This is a genomic window from uncultured Haliea sp. (genome assembly GCF_963973825.1).
In the GTDB taxonomy this organism is placed as follows: Bacteria; Pseudomonadota; Gammaproteobacteria; order Pseudomonadales; family Halieaceae; genus Haliea.
The window spans coordinates 159,007-175,449 of record NZ_CAXBAE010000007.1 but is presented as its reverse complement, the minus strand read 5'-3'; the positions used below and the strand labels follow the sequence as shown (position 1 = coordinate 175,449).

16 protein-coding genes are annotated in these 16,443 nt (G+C 64.0%); 4 read left to right on the top strand and 12 right to left on the bottom strand.

Features of this window, described 5'->3' with window-relative positions; genetic code table 11:
• Positions 1-12: 12 nt before the first annotated feature.
• The 11 genes from lipB to AACZ17_RS10360 form a co-directional block, all read right to left on the bottom strand.
• Complete coding sequence (lipB, locus tag AACZ17_RS10410) at positions 13-657, bottom strand: lipoyl(octanoyl) transferase LipB (protein WP_290742117.1); 645 nt, start codon at positions 655-657, stop codon at positions 13-15.
• Between the two features lie 4 nt (positions 658-661).
• Complete coding sequence (locus AACZ17_RS10405; protein WP_290742120.1) at positions 662-931, bottom strand: DUF493 domain-containing protein; 270 nt, start codon at positions 929-931, stop codon at positions 662-664.
• A 7-nt stretch (positions 932-938) separates the two neighbouring features.
• Positions 939-2,102: a D-alanyl-D-alanine carboxypeptidase family protein gene (locus AACZ17_RS10400; RefSeq protein ID WP_290742123.1), complete on the bottom strand. Its 1,164-nt coding sequence runs from the start codon at positions 2,100-2,102 to the stop codon at positions 939-941.
• 72 nt (positions 2,103-2,174) lie between these two features.
• A complete protein-coding gene (locus AACZ17_RS10395) occupies positions 2,175-2,999 on the bottom strand; it encodes a septal ring lytic transglycosylase RlpA family protein (RefSeq protein ID WP_290742126.1) in 825 nt (274 codons plus the stop codon).
• The gene (gene mltB, locus AACZ17_RS10390; RefSeq protein ID WP_290742130.1) at positions 2,996-3,982 is read right to left on the bottom strand and encodes a lytic murein transglycosylase B; all 987 of its coding nucleotides are present in this window, start codon (positions 3,980-3,982) and stop codon (positions 2,996-2,998) included. Before mltB ends, AACZ17_RS10395 begins: the two co-directional genes overlap by 4 nt.
• A gap of 29 nt (positions 3,983-4,011) precedes the next feature.
• On the bottom strand, positions 4,012-5,154 hold the full coding sequence (rodA, locus tag AACZ17_RS10385) for a rod shape-determining protein RodA (RefSeq protein ID WP_290742133.1): 1,143 nt from the start codon (positions 5,152-5,154) through the stop codon (positions 4,012-4,014).
• On the bottom strand, positions 5,147-7,024 hold the full coding sequence (gene mrdA / locus AACZ17_RS10380) for a penicillin-binding protein 2 (RefSeq protein WP_290742136.1): 1,878 nt from the start codon (positions 7,022-7,024) through the stop codon (positions 5,147-5,149). The genes rodA and mrdA overlap by 8 nt, the downstream gene beginning before the upstream one ends.
• A gap of 35 nt (positions 7,025-7,059) precedes the next feature.
• Positions 7,060-7,530, bottom strand: a complete 471-nt coding sequence (rlmH, locus tag AACZ17_RS10375) for a 23S rRNA (pseudouridine(1915)-N(3))-methyltransferase RlmH (protein ID WP_290742139.1) — start codon at positions 7,528-7,530, stop codon at positions 7,060-7,062.
• Positions 7,530-7,865, bottom strand: a complete 336-nt coding sequence (gene rsfS / locus AACZ17_RS10370) for a ribosome silencing factor (RefSeq protein WP_290742142.1) — start codon at positions 7,863-7,865, stop codon at positions 7,530-7,532. Before rsfS ends, rlmH begins: the two co-directional genes overlap by 1 nt.
• A gap of 20 nt (positions 7,866-7,885) precedes the next feature.
• Positions 7,886-8,557, bottom strand: coding sequence for a nicotinate-nucleotide adenylyltransferase (gene nadD, locus AACZ17_RS10365; RefSeq protein ID WP_290742145.1), 672 nt, complete (start codon positions 8,555-8,557; stop codon positions 7,886-7,888).
• Entirely contained in the window at positions 8,554-9,810 is a 1,257-nt protein-coding gene (locus AACZ17_RS10360) for a glutamate-5-semialdehyde dehydrogenase (RefSeq protein ID WP_290742147.1), read from the bottom strand. The genes nadD and AACZ17_RS10360 overlap by 4 nt, the downstream gene beginning before the upstream one ends.
• 88 nt (positions 9,811-9,898) lie before the next feature.
• Here AACZ17_RS10360 and AACZ17_RS10355 point away from each other — a divergent pair, with 88 nt between their 5' ends.
• Entirely contained in the window at positions 9,899-10,534 is a 636-nt protein-coding gene (locus tag AACZ17_RS10355) for a 2-hydroxychromene-2-carboxylate isomerase (RefSeq protein WP_290742149.1), read from the top strand.
• 27 nt (positions 10,535-10,561) lie between these two features.
• On the opposite strand, the gene grxD is transcribed toward AACZ17_RS10355, so the two are convergent.
• Positions 10,562-10,891, bottom strand: a complete 330-nt coding sequence (gene grxD, locus AACZ17_RS10350; RefSeq protein ID WP_290742152.1) for a Grx4 family monothiol glutaredoxin — start codon at positions 10,889-10,891, stop codon at positions 10,562-10,564.
• A 249-nt stretch (positions 10,892-11,140) separates the two neighbouring features.
• Here grxD and AACZ17_RS10345 point away from each other — a divergent pair, with 249 nt between their 5' ends.
• The 3 genes from AACZ17_RS10345 (at position 11,141) to AACZ17_RS10335 (ending at position 16,425) form a co-directional block, all read left to right on the top strand.
• Positions 11,141-12,307 (top strand): aspartate aminotransferase family protein, encoded by a 1,167-nt coding sequence (locus AACZ17_RS10345; RefSeq protein WP_290742154.1) that lies wholly within the window; start codon positions 11,141-11,143, stop codon positions 12,305-12,307.
• Between the two features lie 32 nt (positions 12,308-12,339).
• On the top strand, positions 12,340-13,251 hold the full coding sequence (argF, locus tag AACZ17_RS10340; RefSeq protein WP_290742157.1) for an ornithine carbamoyltransferase: 912 nt from the start codon (positions 12,340-12,342) through the stop codon (positions 13,249-13,251).
• A 291-nt stretch (positions 13,252-13,542) separates the two neighbouring features.
• On the top strand, positions 13,543-16,425 hold the full coding sequence (locus AACZ17_RS10335) for a ribonucleoside-diphosphate reductase subunit alpha (RefSeq protein ID WP_290742160.1): 2,883 nt from the start codon (positions 13,543-13,545) through the stop codon (positions 16,423-16,425).
• Positions 16,426-16,443: the final 18 nt, after the last annotated feature.

Here is a 16,443-nt window from a genome sequence, read left to right as displayed (position 1 = left end):
CGAGGCGGCCGTTCAGCGAGCTCCGGGTGCAATGGTAGCCGCCTCCAGCTGTTCGCGAAGCGCCTCGAGCAGCGCATCACCGACATCCTCCATTGCCGGCGCGCGCGCTTCCGGAAGGCACTGCACCATGGACGTCACCCGCAGGCCCTGGTGGCCGCAGGGATTGATGCGCAGGAAAGGCTCCAGATCGAGATCGACATTCAGCGCCAGGCCATGATAACTGCAGCCGCGGCGCACGCGCAGGCCGAGCGAGGCAATCTTGTCACCCTGCACATAGACCCCGGGGGCATCAGCGCGCGGCGCGCCTTCGATACCGTAAGCTGCAAGCACCTGGACGATGCCCTGCTCAATGAGGGTAACCAGTTGCCGGACGCCGAGACCGCGGCGCCGCAAATCCACCAGCAGATAGAGTACCCACTGGCCGGGTCCGTGGTAGGTCACCTGTCCGCCACGGTCGACCTGAATCACCGGAATGTCGCCAGGCGCCAGCACATGCTCCGCCTTGCCGGCCTGCCCCTGGGTGAAGACCCTGGGGTGTTGCAGCAGCCACAGTTCATCCGGTGTGGCGGCGTCACGGCTGTCGGTGAATGCTTTCATCGCCTCGAGCGTCGCCAGGTAGTCAGCAGCGCCCGGCAAGCGACGACAGAGTATGTCCATCGGACTAAATCACCATCTGCACCTGCCCGGTCGCCATCAGGTCCTGGTGCAGTGCGCGCAGCTGCTCCGGACCTGTCGCCGTGATGGTGATCGTCAATGAGGTAAACGTGCCTTTGCTGCTGCCTTTCACGACGATGGTCTCCTGGTCAAACCCGGGCGCATGACGCTCGAAGACGGTCACGATAAGGCCGAGGAAATCCTCTGAGCTGCGCCCCAGCACCTTGATCGGGTACTCACAGGGAAACTCGATTTTAGGCGGCTCCTGCGCTGTCATGGTGAACTCAGCCCTCGACGCTGAACAGCTGACTGAACCAGAGGCGGATACTGTCCCACACGCGGGCAAAGAACCCCGCCTGCTCAACAGATGCCAGCGCCACAACCGGTGCCTCAAACACAGTGTCATCGCCCTGGGTCAGGCGCACCGTACCCACCTGGTCACCGCGGGCAATGGGCGCCACGAGCGTGGTGTCCAGCTCGACCACCGTCTCCATTGCCTCGCGCTGTCCACGGGGCAGTGTGACCCGCGCAGCCTCCAGCACACCGACTGCGACGCTATCCTGCAACCCTTTCCAGACGCGCGGCTGCGCCAGTTCCTGCTCGGCGGTGAACAGCTCCACCGTCTCGAAGAATCGGAAGCCGTAGTTCAGCAGGCCCCGTGTCTCGTTTTTGCGCGCCGTTGGACTGCGCGTTCCCAGCACCACGGAAATCAGGCGCATGCCGTCACGTTCCGCCGAGGCTACCAGCCCGTATCCCGCTTCTTTCGTGTAGCCGGTCTTGATGCCATCCACCGAGGGATCCTCGCCGAGCAGGGAATTCCGGTTGTACTGGCGAATATTGTTGTAGGTGAACTCGCGCTTCTTGTAGAGCGAGTAGTGCTCCGGAAAATCATTGATCATGGCGGCGGACAGTTTGGCCAGGTCCCGCGCCGTCACCACTTGCCCTTCGGCAGGCAGCCCGTGGGAGTTCGCGAAATGCGAATTGGTCATGCCCAATGCCTTGGCATAACTGTTCATCATGTCGGCGAAAGCCTCCTCGCTGCCGGCGAGATGCTCCGCCACCGCCACCGTGGCGTCGTTGCCCGAAGATATGATGATGCCGTGCTCCAGGTCCCGAATGGACACGTCCTTGCCGGGTTCAATCCACATCAGCGAGGAACCATTGAATACCGGATTCTGCGACCATGCATTCCGGCTGACCGTCACCATATCGTCTGCCGATACACGACCGGACTCTATTTCACCGGCGAGCACATAAGCTGTCATCATCTTGACCAGGCTGGCGGGTGGGCGCGGCTCGTCGGCATTGCCCTCCGCCAGCACCGCACCAGTGTCGGCATCAATCAGCAAATAGGCCTCGGCCGCAACCTGCGGCGGCGCGGGCACAATGGCCGCCTGCGCAAAACCGGAAGCAAGAACAAGCAAAAGAGAACATACAAAACGCGTCATAACGTATCAGGCCTGAAAGGTTGGAACATGGATGGAGCAGAACGCACCGTGAGGACGGCGCGCCCCGCCTCGTCAGGGCAGCAATTGCGTACCACTGTAGCCGCTCGCCTCAAGGCGCTGCTGCAGTTGCAGGATATCGTCATTGGCTGCCACTGGGCCAATGCGCACCCGGTACAGGCGGCCACTGCCGGTTTCTACCGGGCTCACCGCGATAGGCGAGGTCACCAGCGCCGCCAGCTCAATACGCAACCGCTGCGCTGCCGACTCTGAACCGAACGCACCCAGCTGTACGTACCGATAGTGCCCGGCAGGATTGTTGCGGCGGTCGTCAATGCCCGCCAGGTTGATAACCTCCACCTCGACCGGCGCGGTGCCCACCTCCATGAAGCCGAGCTTGACCGCTGCACCGTAGGACAGGTCTATCAGGCGGTCGCTGTGAAAGGGGCCGCGGTCATTCACGCGCACGATCATGCTGCGCCCATTGGCCAGATTGGTCACGCGGGCAAAGCAGGGAATCGGCAGGGTCTTGTGGGCGGCCGACGCGGAATAGAGGTCGAAAATCTCGCCGTTGCTGGTTTTCTGGCCGTCGAACTTGGTGCCGTACCAGGACGCTATACCGCGCTCGCGGTAATTCGTGAACCTGTCGAGCACTTCATAGGTCTCGCCATTCACGGTGTAGGGACTGAAATTCCCCACGATAAGGATCGGGTCGGGACGTGGCACGGCATCGAGCACATCATCGGGGTGAATCGTGCGCAGGGGCGCACCGTCCTTGATCAAGGCACCTGTCGGCGCGGGTGGCTCGCCGGGCACGGTGACCACCTCCGGACCCCGCGTGGCGCAGCCAGCCAGCACCAGGGCCAGACCCGCAACAACCAGCAGACCACCCCGGCTCACTGAACCAGCCCTGCCGCCAGGCGCTGACTCAACTGGTACACGCTCATGGCGTACATGGCGCTGTGGTTGTAGCGCGTGATGACGTAGAAATTGTGCAGACCCAGCCAGTATTCATACCCTTCCTCCAACTCCAGACGTACCGGTGTCACCAGTGTCTCGTCTTCCAGCGGTGCCCTGGCGCGCAGGCCGCCGACCTTCAGTTCGTCCACGCGGCGCTTGGGCACCAGACCCAGCCCAAACCATGCTTCAGGTACCTCGGCGGAGGCCGCCGCGGGCACCACGACACCCTCGCCGCTGCGCCAGCCGTGGCGACGCAGATAGTTGGCCACGCTGCCAATACCATCCACCGGGTTATTCCAGATATCAATGCGGCCATCAGCGTCAAAGTCAATGGCGTAACTCCGATAGCTGCTGGGCATGAACTGCCCGTAACCCATCGCGCCGGCATAGGAGCCCTGCATCGCCAGCGGGTCCAGCTGCTGTTCGGCGGTCAGGATCAGATAGTTCTTCAGCTCCTTGCTGAAATACGAGGAGCGACGGGGGTAGTCGAAGGCCAATGTGGCAAGCGCATCCAGCACGCGATAACTGCCGGTGATGCGGCCATAGGACGTTTCAACACCGAGGATGGCCAGCACAATCTCGGGCGGAACACCCAGTTCCGCCTGCACGCGGCGGAATGTGGCCTCGTGTGTGCGGTAAAACGCCAGGCCTTCGGTCACCCGCTGTTCGTTCAGGAAAATCTGCCGGTACTCATACCAGGGCTTGACCCGCTCCGCAGGCCTCGACATGGCCTCCAGGATGCGTTCCTGGCGCTCTGCGCTGGCCATCACCTGAAGCAGGTGATCGCGATCCAGGCCGCGCTCTTCCACCAGCTCGTCCACCAGTGCCCGCGCGGCCGGGAGGTCCCCGTAGCCCGCGCTGGCAGCTGCCGCCTGCCACCCACACCAAAGGGCCAGCAGCCGAACGGCCATCGCTTTCGTCATGCGCTGATTCTCACCAATACACTGCCTTGTCATCGCCGGCCCGAATCGCTGGTAGCCACGGCCATCAGCACGCCAAAACCGGCCATCAGTGTGACCACGGACGTCCCTCCGGCGCTGACCAGGGGAAGCGGCACACCCACCACCGGCAGCAGGCCGGCGACCATGCCCATGTTAACAAAGATGTAGACGAAAAACGTCAGGGTGATGCTGCCCGCAACCATACAGCCGAAATTGCTCTTCGCGTTCACGGCAATCCAGAAACCGCGCAGGACGATCAGCAGATACAGCGCGATCAGTACCAGCACGCCGCGCATGCCGAACTCTTCCGCAAGCACCGCAATGATGAAATCGGTATGGCTTTCCGGCAGAAAGTCGAGTTGGGACTGGGTGCCGTTGAGCCACCCCTTGCCCTCCCAGCCACCGGAACCTATGGCGGTTTTCGACTGGATAATATTCCAGCCAGCGCCCAGCTTGTCGCTCTCCGGGTTGAGCAGGGTGAGGATGCGCTGTTTCTGGTAGTCCTTCAGCACATACATCCACACCGGCCATGCGGAGAGACAGGCCAGGACGAAGGCCCCCACGATGTAAGCCCAGCCTATGCCCGCCATGAACAGCACAAAAAGCCCGCTGGCGGCTATCAGCAGGGCGGTGCCGAGATCCGGCTGCAGCAGGATCAGCACCGAGGGCAGGGCCACCAGCAACAGGCAGGCCAGCACGTACTTGAAACGCGGCGGTAACGCGCGGGATGACAGGTACCAGGCCACGGTCAGCGGCATCACCAGCTTGAGGATTTCCGAGGGCTGAAAACGGAATCCACCCACCGACAGCCAGCGCTGGGCTCCCTTGGCCCCCACGCCAAAAAATATCACCCCCACCAGCAACAGCACACCCAACAGATAAAACCAGGGGGACCAGCGCTGGTAGCGCTTGAGGTCGATCTGCGCCGCCGCGAACATGACACAGTAGGCGAGCAGGAAGTACTGCCCCTGGCGGATAAGCGCCGGCATTTTCTGGCCCGACGCACTGTAGAGCACAAACAGGCCGAAGCCGGTGAGCAGCGCCAGCAACAGCAACAGCGGCAGGTCCAGGTGCAGGCGCAGGGCCAGGGGCTGTCTGCGTGAGAAATCAGAACTCTCACCCGGGAGCTGTAGCTGGCGGACGTAATCACCCATCGGTCTGCTCCTCTGCCACCCCGTCGACTGGCTCGGGGTCATCGACCAGCCAGGCGTCCAGCACGGCCCGGGCGATGGGCGAGGCCGCGGAGGCCCCGCCGCCATTCTCCACAATCACTGCGACGGCAATGGTGGGCGCCTCGTAGGGCGCGAAGGCGATGAACAGCCCGTGGTTGCGGTGCCGTTCGGCCACATCGGCCTCCACGTAAATCGCATTCTGCGCAATGCCGATGACCTGTGAAGTACCCGTTTTACTGGCCATTTCGTAGCGTATACCCTCGCCGATCTTGCGCGCCGTGCCCCGGGCACTGTGCACGACTGCCCGCATGGATTCGTGCACCGCCTCCCAGTAGGCCGGGGGGGCCGATAGTGTCTCGACAGGTTCATTCGGCAGTTCCTGGCCCGCCACGCTGCGCAGCAGGCGCGGCGTGCGCCACTGCCCACGGGTGGCGAGAACACTGGTCGCCGCCGCCAGTTGCATGGGTGTCGCCAGCATGTAGCCCTGACCGATCCCGGCACTCAGGGTTTCTCCCGGGTACCAGGGCTGGTTCATGGCGTCACGCTTCCAGCGGGTGGAGGGCAGCACACCGGGGCGCTCGTTGGTTGTGTCCACCTGGGTGCGCTTGCCGAGGCCATAACCAGAGAGGTACTCGTGCATGCGGTCTATCGTGAGACGCCGGGCGAGGTCGTAAAAGTAGACGTCGCAGGACTCTGCAACGGCCATGTGCATGTCCACACGGGGGGCATGCCCTGTGCCACGGATCTTCAGGATCCAGTCGCGATAGCGGCGGGAGTCTCCCGGGAGGCTGTACCAGCCGGGGTCCGGGACGGTGGTTTCCGGCGTCACCAGCCCCGCCTGCAGCCCTGCCATGGCCATCATTGGCTTCACCGTGGAGCCCGGCGGGTACTGGCCCTGTATGGCGCGGTTGAACAGGGGCACGTCCGGGGAATTGCGCAGCGCCTGGTAATCCGCAGAACTGATGCCGTTGACGAACAGGTTGGTATCGAAGCCCGGGGTGGAAACCAGTGCCAGCACGCCGCCGGTCCAGGGATCGATGGCGACCACGGCGCCGCGTTGTTCACCCAGCGCCTCCAGCGCGGTCTGCTGCAGCTCAAAGTCCAGGTGCAGCGTGATATCCGCACCCGGTACCGGGTCGAAGCGCTCCAGCACCCTCAGCACACGTCCATGCGCATTGGTCTCCACATTCTGATACCCCACCTCCCCGTGCAGCAGGTCTTCGTAGAATTTCTCCACGCCCACCTTGCCCACATGAAAGGTGCCGCGGTAGTCGCGCTCATCCAGGCTTTGCGCCTCCTGCTCATTGATCCGCCCGACATACCCCACCGCATGGGAGAACAGGGGGCCATGCGGATAGTGCCGCACCAGCTGCGCATCCACTGTGACACCCGGCATGCGGTGCCGGTTCACCGCCAACAGGGCGCGCTCTTCCTCGGTCAGCCGAAAACGCAGGGGCACCGCCTCGTAGGGACGACGACGCTGCAGCTTCTGCTGGAAGTTTTCGAGGTCGGACTCCGAAATGGGCAGCAGCGCCTGCAACTCCGCCAGCGTGGCATCGAGATCCTCCACGCGCTCGCGGACGATGGACAGGATATGGCTGGGCCGGTTGTCGGCCAGCAGCACGCCGTTGCGGTCGTAGATCAGGCCGCGTTTGGGGGGCAGGGGCTGCAATTGCACCCGGTTGCGGTCGGACTGGGTACGATAGATCTCGTAATCATTGATTTGCAGGTCGTAGTACCGCGCCAGTATCACGCCCAGCAAGGCCAGCACCAGCAGCACTGAAAACAGGATCCGGGTAATGAACAGGCGGGCTTCACCGCCGGGGTCCTTAAGAGGAATGTGCTGTGGCATGTCGTGCAGGGCCCGCGAGGTGGCTGGCTGGTGCGTCAGGCGCGATGATACGGGTGCCCGGCAGTGATTGTCCAAGCCCGGTACAGCTGTTCTGCAAGCACCACGCGCACCAGAGGGTGCGGCAGGGTGAGCGCGCTCAGTGACCAGCGCTGCTGAGCGCGCTGCAGGCAGTCCTGCGACAGACCGTCTGGACCACCAATCAGCAGGCTGACATGGGTCCCCGCCATCTGCCAGTCACTGAGTTCCTCTGCGAGTTGCTCAGTGCTCCACGCGGCGCCACGCACATCGAGTGCAATGACCCGGTCGCCCTCGGGCAGCGCCTTGAGAATCTGTTCGCCCTCGCGCAGCCGGAGCTGCTCCGGGCTGGTATCGCGTCCACGCCGGGCCAGGGGCAACTCACGCCACTCCAGGCGAATCTCCCGAGGCAGCCTGCGGCTGTAGTCCGCGACACCTTCGTTGACCCAGGCAGGCATTTTGCCGCCCACGGTAATGACCGTCAGACGCATCAACCACTCTGCCCGGTATCGACCCAGAGCCGCTCAAGGTCATAGAAATCGCGGGTCGCGGGCAGCATCACATGCACCACCACATCACCGAAATCCACCAGAACCCATTCGCCCGGGTTTTCGCCCTCAACCCCCAGCGGGCGGATGCCTTCTTTTTTGGCTTCCATGCAGACATTATCCGCGAGGGACTTGACGTGCCGGTTGGAGGTGCCACTGGCGATGACCAGGTAATCCATGACGTCAGTCAGGTCTCTCACATCCAGGGTGACGGTGTTGACCGCCTTCAGCTCATCCAGGGCATTGATGACGAGTTCTTTCAGGTTTTCGGCTTGCATCCGGTGTTGTTCTCTCCAGTTCAGAAATCGATGCCAGCCGCGTACAGCTGGTGCTTTTCAATATAGTCCAGTACCGGCTCAGGGAGCAGGTAACGCGGGGAACGCCCCGCAGCGCACAGGGCACGAATCTCGGTTGAGGAAATGTCCAGGGGCCGCAGTTCCAGCACCAGCACCGCTCCGGCAGGGTGTTGCTGCACTGCCGAGGGCTCCGCCGCCCTGTGCCGCGTCAGCCAGTCTGCCACCGCACCCTGCTCGGGCAACTGCCAGCCGGGCCGCGCGATCACCACAATATGCGCAAAGTCGAGCAGCGCCTGCCAGCGATGCCAGCGGTCCAGGCCGAGCAGTGCATCGCAGCCCAGCACCAGGCTCAGGCTGCGCTGTGGCCCGTATTCGGCACGCAGTTCCTGCAGGCTGTCGACCGTCCATGAGGGCCCGCTGCGCGCCAGCTCACGACGGTCACAAAACAGGCGGGGTTCGCCCAGAATCGCCAGCTCCACCATGTCGGCGCGGCGCGTCGCCGGGCAATCCGGCGCATCGCGATGCGGCGGTGTGGCACAGGGCATCAGGTGCAGCCGGCCAAAGCCGAGGCGCTCAACCAGCTCCAGCGCAGAGCGCAGGTGCCCGTTGTGTATCGGGTTGAAAGTCCCGCCAAGGATGGCAACCGGAGCGACACTGGCCTCGGGCAGCGTCAACAGCGAACCTGCCCCTCGCCAAATACCACGTACTTGCGCGATGTCAGGCCTTCCAGGCCGACCGGCCCGCGGGCGTGCAGCTTGTCGGTGGAGATGCCGATCTCCGCACCCAGCCCGTATTCGAATCCATCGGCAAAGCGCGTTGAAGCGTTGATCATGACCGAGCTGGAATCCACTTCACGCAGGAACCGCATGGCGCGTCCGTGGTGCTGCGTGACGATGCTGTCGGTGTGCTGCGAACCGTAATGATTGATGTGCGCAATGGCGTCATCAAGCCCGTCAACGATGCGCAGGGCAAGCACGGGCGCCAGGTATTCCTCAAACCAGTCCTGTTCGGTGGCCGCCTGCACGCCCGGCAGGAGGGCGCAGCTGCGGGCACAGCCCCGCAGTTCGACACCTTTGGCGGCGAAGGCCTCGGCCAGGCGCGGCAGCAAGACCGGCGCCTCTCCCGCCGCGACAAGCAACGTTTCCATGGTGTTGCAGGTGCCGTAGCGGTGGGTCTTGGCATTCAGGGCAATGGCCACCGCCATGTCGTGGTCTGCGCCGGCATCGATGTACACATGGCAGACGCCGTCGAGGTGCTTGATCACCGGCACACGGGCGTCGCGGCTGATGCGCTCAATCAGGCTCTTGCCGCCGCGGGGGATGATCACATCCACGTACTCGGGCATGCCGATCAGCGCACCCACCGCAGCCCGGTCGGCGGTTTCCACGACCTGCACCGCGGCAGCCGGCAGACCCGCCTGCCCGAGCCCCGTGGCGATACAGGCGGCGATCGCCCGGTTGGAGGCCAGCGACTCGGACCCGCCCCGCAGGATGGTGGCATTGGCCGACTTCAGGCAGAGGCTGGCCGCCTCCACAGTGACGTTGGGACGCGACTCGTAGATGATGCCGATCACCCCCAGCGGTACCCGCATGCGGCCCACCTGGATGCCGCTCGGCATGCGGTTGACGTCACTGATGCTGCCCACCGGATCGGCGAGCGCGGCCACCTGCTGCAAACCCTGCAGCATGGCGTCGATACGCGCCGGGGTCAGCTCCAGACGATCCAGCAGCGGCGCATCGAGCCCGCGCTCGCGACCGCGGGCGAGGTCTTCGGCATTGGCTTGCGCCAGGCTGTCGCGGGCGGCATCCAGCGCCTCGCAGGTCGCCAGCAGGGCGGCATTGCGCTGCGCCGTACTCGACGCCGCCAGCTGCCGCGAGGCGGCGCGCGCCGCGCCCCCCAGCTCCTGCATGTAATGCTCAATGCTCATTCCGCTTCCCGTGCCTGTTTCGCCGCCGATTATACCTGAAGCCCGGGGCGGGTGTGCTAATCTGCTGACAGACCGCACAGGAGCCCCCATGAACGACCTGCCCACTCTCGAATGCTTCTACGACTGTTCCAGTCCCTGGACCTATCTCGCCTTCCACCGCCTGCAACCCCTGTGCCGCGGCCTGGGCGTCGCGATCGACTGGCGCCCGATCCTTGTCGGCGGGGTGTTCAATGCGGTCAACCAGGGGTTGTATGCGGCCCGTGAAAGCATGTTCAACAATCCCCGCCGCCTGGGCCACTACCAGAAAGACCTCGCGGACTGGGCGGAGTATTGTGGCCTCACCATCCGTCACCCGGACGTTTTCCCGGTGAACTCGGCGGGTGCCATGCGCGGCGCCCTGTTCGCTGCCGAACAGGGGCTGCTGGTACCCTGGTCAGAGGCCGTATTCGCCGCCTACTGGAGCGATAACCGGGACATCTCGCAGCAGGACGTGCTCGCGCAACTGGCTGCGGATGTGGGCCTGGACCCGGAGGCAACACTGGCTGCCACCCGCGACCCCCACTACAAGGCGCTGCTGCGCGCCAACACCGATGAGCTGGTGGAACGGGGTGGCTACGGCTCGCCGACGCTGTTCATCAACGGGTCGGACATGTATTTCGGGAACGACCGCCTGCCACTGGTGGAGTACCGCCTCAGGCAGTGCCTCGCCGGTGACGGACGCTGAGGCCCGGGGGCCGGGCCGCGCGCGGCGTCAGCTGGCGCTCTGGGCGGCAGCGGCTTCCTTGACCAGCGCCAGCAGTTCACCGCTGGCGTGCATCTCGGTGACGATATCGCAACCACCGATGAGTTCGCCGTTGATCCACAACTGCGGGAAGGTCGGCCAGTTCGCGTACTTGGGCAGGTTGGCGCGAATATCGGGGTTGGACAGTACATCCACGTAGGCGAAGCGCTCACCGCAGGCCATCAGGGCCTGTACGGTCTGCGCGGAAAACCCGCACTGCGGCTGGTTGGGGGAGCCCTTCATGTACAGCAGAATGCTGTTGCTCTGAATCTGCTCCTTGATCGTGTCGAGAATATCCATAGTGTTCCATGCCTGTGTTGGGGGTGCGTGTTGGACCCGTTGCGAGGGCGGAAGTTTACCCGATTCGGGGAGAAAACGCAGGCATGATGCGGGCAGCTTGCACAGGCCGCGGGAGGCTGACCGTGTCGCGGCAAGGCAATTGCCAAGCTCTCGCAATGCCGCTAATATCAGAGGTCTGACAGGCAGCTAGCGCTGCCTTTTTGCGTTTCTGGGCCCCTGGGTGGGCCCTGCCATTGGGGAGAAAAGCCGGTGTCCGCGTTGATGCAAACCTATGCAAGGCTGCCCGTGACCTTCAGTCACGGCGAAGGTGTCTACCTGGTGGACACCGATGGCCGACGCTACCTGGATGCATTGTCCGGCATCAGCGTCACCAACCTGGGGCATGCACATCCCGCCGTGACCGAGGCCGTCCAGCGCCAGGCGGGGCGCCTGCTGCACACCTCGAACCTCTACCGCATTGCTGCGCAGGAGGCGTTGGCCGACGCCCTGACGGCCGTCTCCGGCATGGAGACCGCCTTCTTCTGCAATTCCGGCGCGGAAGCCAATGAAGCCGCCATCAAGCTGGCCCGGCTGTACGGCCACCAGCGCGGGGTGGAGAAGCCGGCAGTCATCGTGTTCGAGAACGCCTTCCACGGCCGCACCCTCGCCACCCTCAGCGCCACCGGCAACCGCAAGATCCAGGCGGGCTTTGAACCGTTGGTGTCGGGCTTTATACGGGCACCCCTGAACGACCTGGCGGCCGTACAGCAAATCGCCGCCAACAACCCGGACGTGGTAGCGATACTGGTGGAGCCGATTCAGGGCGAAGGCGGTATCAGGGTGGCGGACACGGCGTTCATGCAGGGCCTGCGCGCACTCTGCGACGCTCGGGGCTGGCTGTTGATGCTCGACGAGGTGCAGTGCGGCAACGGCCGTGCCGGCCACTATTTCGCCTGCCAGGGCATGGGCGTGGTGCCGGATGTGATCACCACCGCCAAGGGGCTGGGCAATGGCGTGCCCATCGGCGCCTGTCTGGCCCACGGCCCGGCGGCAACCGTGTTCAGGGCAGGCCACCACGGCTCCACTTACGGCGGCAACCCGCTGGCCTGCGCGGCCGGGCTTGCCGTGGTGAATACGGTGGTCAATGAAGGGCTCGCAGAACGGGCCACCGCGGCGGGCACACACCTGCGGCAGCGGCTGGAAACGGCGCTGCAGGGTTGCGACAACCTGGTCGAGATACGCGGTCGCGGCCTGATGATCGGCGTGCAGCTGCGCCGTGAATGTGGCGACCTGGTGCAACGTGCGCTGGCAGCGGGGCTGCTCATCAACGTCACAGCGGGCGACACCATCCGCCTGCTGCCGCCGCTGATCTGCAGCGACGCACAGCTGGACGAACTGGCCGCTGGCCTCAATACATTGATCCGGGACTTCGATTGAAGCCCGGACCAGCGCTTTAGCAGGAAACTCTCATGGCGTCACCCCGGCACTTCCTCACCCTGCTCGATTTCAGCCCCGACGAGCTGCAGTCACTGATCAATCGCGCCAGCGAATTGAAACAGGGGCACCGCGCGGGCGCCGACCAGCGTCGCTTCCCGGGCAAGGTGCTGGCGATGATCTTTGCCAAGTCCTCGACCCGCACCCGCGTCTCCTTCGAGGCCGGTATGGCGCAGCTCGGCGGGCATGCCATGTTCCTCTCGCCCCAGGATACCCAGCTGGGTCGCGGCGAACCGGTGGAGGACAGCGCACGGGTCATCTCCTCCATGGTGGATGTGGTGATGATCCGCACCTTCGGTCACGACATTGTCGAACGCTTTGCAGCCCACTCCTCGGTGCCGGTGATCAATGCGCTCACCGACGACTTCCACCCCTGCCAGCTGCTGGCGGACATGCAGACCTGGCAGGAGCACCGGGGCCCCATGGCGGGCAAGACCGCGGCCTGGGTCGGCGACGGCAACAATATGTGCCAGTCCTATATCAACGCCGCCCGGCAGTTCGATTTCAAACTGCGCATCGCCTGCCCCCCCGGATTTGAACCCCGCGCCGACCTGCTGCGCGACAACCGCAACCGGGTGGAGCTCAGTCATGACCCGGTTACGGCAGTGCGCGGCGCCGACCTCGTGGTGACGGATGTCTGGGCCTCGATGGGCCAGGAAAAAGAACAGCAGACGCGCGCACGCCAGTTCGCACCCTACCAGGTGAACGAAGCCCTGATGGCGCACGCCGCCAGCGATGCCCTCTACCTGCACTGTCTGCCGGCCCATCGCGGTGAGGAGATCAGCGCGGGGCTCATGGATGCGCCGGATACGGTGATCTGGGACGAGGCGGAAAACCGCCTGCACGCCCAGAAGGCCCTGCTGGAGTTTCTGCTGCAGGGGGCCTAATAACCGGGGCGCCTAAACGCTAAAATTCTTAGAAGAATTTAATTGCCAGTGCCCCTGAACCGCACTGCCGCCCACTGCGCAGGGACAACTTCAAGCTCATTGCGGCCTGCGGGGTAAGTGGGTACAGACCTACCGCTTCACCCACAACTTATCCACAACATAAACCCAGCCTTGCGGCCTTGCAATGACGGCAGGGTCGCTTTATCTTGTGCTTTATCCCCCCGGATACCCCAACATGTGGGGCCTCGACAACAAAATAAGGCTGCTCGCCCCGCGCCGTACGGAGACGCTATGCACACCGAAACCACCCTCACCAGCACCACCGGCACCCAGACCGGTGCCGAGACCACCCCGGTTCCTGCCAGTATCGCGGCCACCGCCCCGGGCCAGCTGCGCGTCATCAAGCGCAACGGCATGGTGGTGTCGTTCGAGGAGAGCAAGATCTCCGTCGCCATCACCAAGGCCTTTCTCGCCGTTGAGGGCGGCACTGCGGCGGCGTCCAGCCGCATCCACGAAACCGTGGCGAAGCTGACTGACCAGGTGGCGGCCACGTTCCGCCGCCGTATGCCCTCCGGCGGCACCGTGCACATCGAGGACATTCAGGATCAGGTGGAACTGGCGCTGATGCGGGCCGGAGAGCACAAGATCGCGCGCGACTACGTCATTTACCGCGAAGAGCAGGCGCGCAAGCGGGCCGCGCGCAAGGCACTGTCGCCGGCGGCCCAGGAAGCGGCCGGGAATATCACCGTAATCCAGGCCGACGGCAGCCGTGCTCCGCTGGATCTGGAGCGTCTGCACACGGTGGTCACCGAGGCCTGCAGCAACCTGACCGACGTCAGCAGCACACAGATCATTGATGAGGCGCTGCGCAACCTGTACGACGGCGTCACCGCTGCGGAACTGGCCACGTCCCTGGTGATTACTGCCCGCACCATGATCGAGAAGGAGCCCAACTACACGTATGTCGCCGCGCGCCTGCTCTGCGACAACCTGCGCGCCGAAGCCCTCAATTTCCTCGGCGTTGCACAGTCTGCGACCCAGGGCGACATGAACCAGCTCTACGCCCGGGCACTACCCGCCTACATTCAACGCGGGGTGGACTTGGAACTGCTGGACCCGAAGCTTGCCCAGTTCGATCTGGAGCGCCTCGGTCAGGCCCTGTTGCCGGAGCGCGACCTGCAGTTTACCTATCTCGGCCTGCAAACCCTCTACGACCGCTACTTCATACACAGCAACGATGTGCGTATCGAACTGCCCCAGGTGTTCTTCATGCGCGTTGCCATGGGACTCGCCGTTGCCGAGGCCGACCGGGAGGCACGGGCCATCGAGTTCTACCAGTTGCTGTCATCCTTCGACTACATGAGCTCCACCCCGACCCTGTTCAATGCGGGCACATTGCGGCCGCAGCTGTCCTCCTGCTACCTGACCACGGTGCCGGATGACCTGCACGGCATCTTTGGCGCCATCCAGGACAACGCCATGCTGTCCAAATTCGCCGGCGGGCTCGGCAACGACTGGACGCCGGTGCGTGCACTCGGCTCCTACATCAAGGGCACCAACGGCAAAAGCCAGGGCGTGGTGCCGTTCCTGAAAGTGGTGAACGATACGGCGGTGGCGGTCAACCAGGGCGGCAAGCGCAAGGGCGCAGTGTGCGCCTACCTGGAAACCTGGCACCTGGACATCGAGGAGTTCGTCGAGCTGCGCAAGAACACCGGCGACGACCGCCGCCGCACCCACGACATGAATTCCGCCAACTGGATTCCCGACCTGTTCATGAAGCGGGTCTTCGACGATGGCGAGTGGACGCTGTTCTCGCCCAACGATGTGCCAGACCTGCACGACCTGTATGGCCGCGCCTTCGAAGAGCGCTACACGTGGTATGAAGAGCAGGCGCGCGCCGGCAAACTGAAACTGCACAAGACCCTGCGCGCGCAGAACCTGTGGCGCAAGATGCTGGCCATGCTGTTTGAAACCGGCCACCCCTGGATGACCTTCAAAGACCCTTGCAACCTGCGCTCACCGCAGCAACACGTGGGTGTCGTGCACTCGTCCAACCTGTGCACGGAAATCACGCTGAACACCAGCAAGGACGAGATTGCCGTGTGCAACCTCGGCTCCATCAACCTGCCACAGCACGTCGGCGAAAACGGCCTCGACCTCGACAAGCTGCGCAGGACGGTGCGCACCGCCGTTCGCATGCTGGACAACGTGATCGACATCAACTACTACTCGGTGCCGCAGGCGGAACGCTCCAACCTTCGCCACCGCCCGGTGGGCCTGGGCCTGATGGGCTTCCAGGATGCACTCTACCGCCAGCATATCGCCTATGGTTCCGAGCAGGCCGTCACCTTTGCCGACCGGTCCATGGAAGCCATCAGCTACTACGCCATCGAGGCCTCCAGTGAGCTGGCGGCCGAGCGCGGTGCCTACTCCAGCTATGAGGGCTCGCTCTGGAGCCAGGGCATTTTCCCCATTGACTCCCTGGATATCCTCATTGAACAGCGCGGCGCCGATTACATACAGGTCGACCGCAGCACATCCCTCGACTGGGACAGCCTGCGTGCAGCGGTGAAGGAGCGCGGCATGCGCAACTCCAATGTGATGGCCATCGCACCCACCGCGACCATCGCCAACATCACCGGCGTGTCGCAATCCATTGAGCCCACGTACCAGAACCTGTACGTCAAATCCAACCTGTCCGGCGAGTTCACCGTGGTCAATCCCTACCTGGTAAACGACCTGAAAGCACGCGGACTCTGGGATGGCGTCATGGTGAATGACCTCAAGTACTACGACGGCAGCGTGCAGGCCATCGATCGCGTACCGGCGGACCTGAAAGCCATTTACGCCACCGCGTTCGAGGTGGAGCCTCGCTGGCTGGTGGATGCGGCCAGCCGCCGCCAGAAGTGGATCGACCAGGCCCAGTCGCTGAACCTGTACATCAACAACGCCAGTGGCAAGAAGCTCGACGTCACTTACCGCATGGCGTGGTACAGCGGCCTGAAGACCACCTATTATCTGCGTTCGCTGGCGGCCACGGGGACCGAGAAGTCCACCATCAGCACCGGCAACCTGAACAAGGTGTCCTCCGGCAGCCAGACCGTGCAGGCGGCACCCGCCGCGGTGCCCACGGCGTGCTCCCTGGACGACCCGGACTGTGAAGCCTGCCAGTAGGCAGGGCCCGCAGATATC

What these genes read in the sequence shown, in the direction of transcription:
- lipB (WP_290742117.1), bottom strand. Translation starts at nt 657, where the DNA reads ATGGACATACTCTGTCGTCGCTTGCCGGGCGCTGCTGACTACCTGGCG.
- AACZ17_RS10405 (WP_290742120.1), bottom strand. Translation starts at nt 931, where the DNA reads ATGACAGCGCAGGAGCCGCCTAAAATCGAGTTTCCCTGTGAGTACCCG.
- AACZ17_RS10400 (WP_290742123.1), bottom strand. Translation starts at nt 2,102, where the DNA reads ATGACGCGTTTTGTATGTTCTCTTTTGCTTGTTCTTGCTTCCGGTTTT.
- mltB (WP_290742130.1), bottom strand. Translation starts at nt 3,982, where the DNA reads ATGACGAAAGCGATGGCCGTTCGGCTGCTGGCCCTTTGGTGTGGGTGG.
- rodA (WP_290742133.1), bottom strand. Translation starts at nt 5,154, where the DNA reads ATGGGTGATTACGTCCGCCAGCTACAGCTCCCGGGTGAGAGTTCTGAT.
- mrdA (WP_290742136.1), bottom strand. Translation starts at nt 7,024, where the DNA reads ATGCCACAGCACATTCCTCTTAAGGACCCCGGCGGTGAAGCCCGCCTG.
- rlmH (WP_290742139.1), bottom strand. Translation starts at nt 7,530, where the DNA reads ATGCGTCTGACGGTCATTACCGTGGGCGGCAAAATGCCTGCCTGGGTC.
- rsfS (WP_290742142.1), bottom strand. Translation starts at nt 7,865, where the DNA reads ATGCAAGCCGAAAACCTGAAAGAACTCGTCATCAATGCCCTGGATGAG.
- AACZ17_RS10360 (WP_290742147.1), bottom strand. Translation starts at nt 9,810, where the DNA reads ATGAGCATTGAGCATTACATGCAGGAGCTGGGGGGCGCGGCGCGCGCC.
- AACZ17_RS10355 (WP_290742149.1), top strand. Translation starts at nt 9,899, where the DNA reads ATGAACGACCTGCCCACTCTCGAATGCTTCTACGACTGTTCCAGTCCC.
- grxD (WP_290742152.1), bottom strand. Translation starts at nt 10,891, where the DNA reads ATGGATATTCTCGACACGATCAAGGAGCAGATTCAGAGCAACAGCATT.
- argF (WP_290742157.1), top strand. Translation starts at nt 12,340, where the DNA reads ATGGCGTCACCCCGGCACTTCCTCACCCTGCTCGATTTCAGCCCCGAC.
- AACZ17_RS10335 (WP_290742160.1), top strand. Translation starts at nt 13,543, where the DNA reads ATGCACACCGAAACCACCCTCACCAGCACCACCGGCACCCAGACCGGT.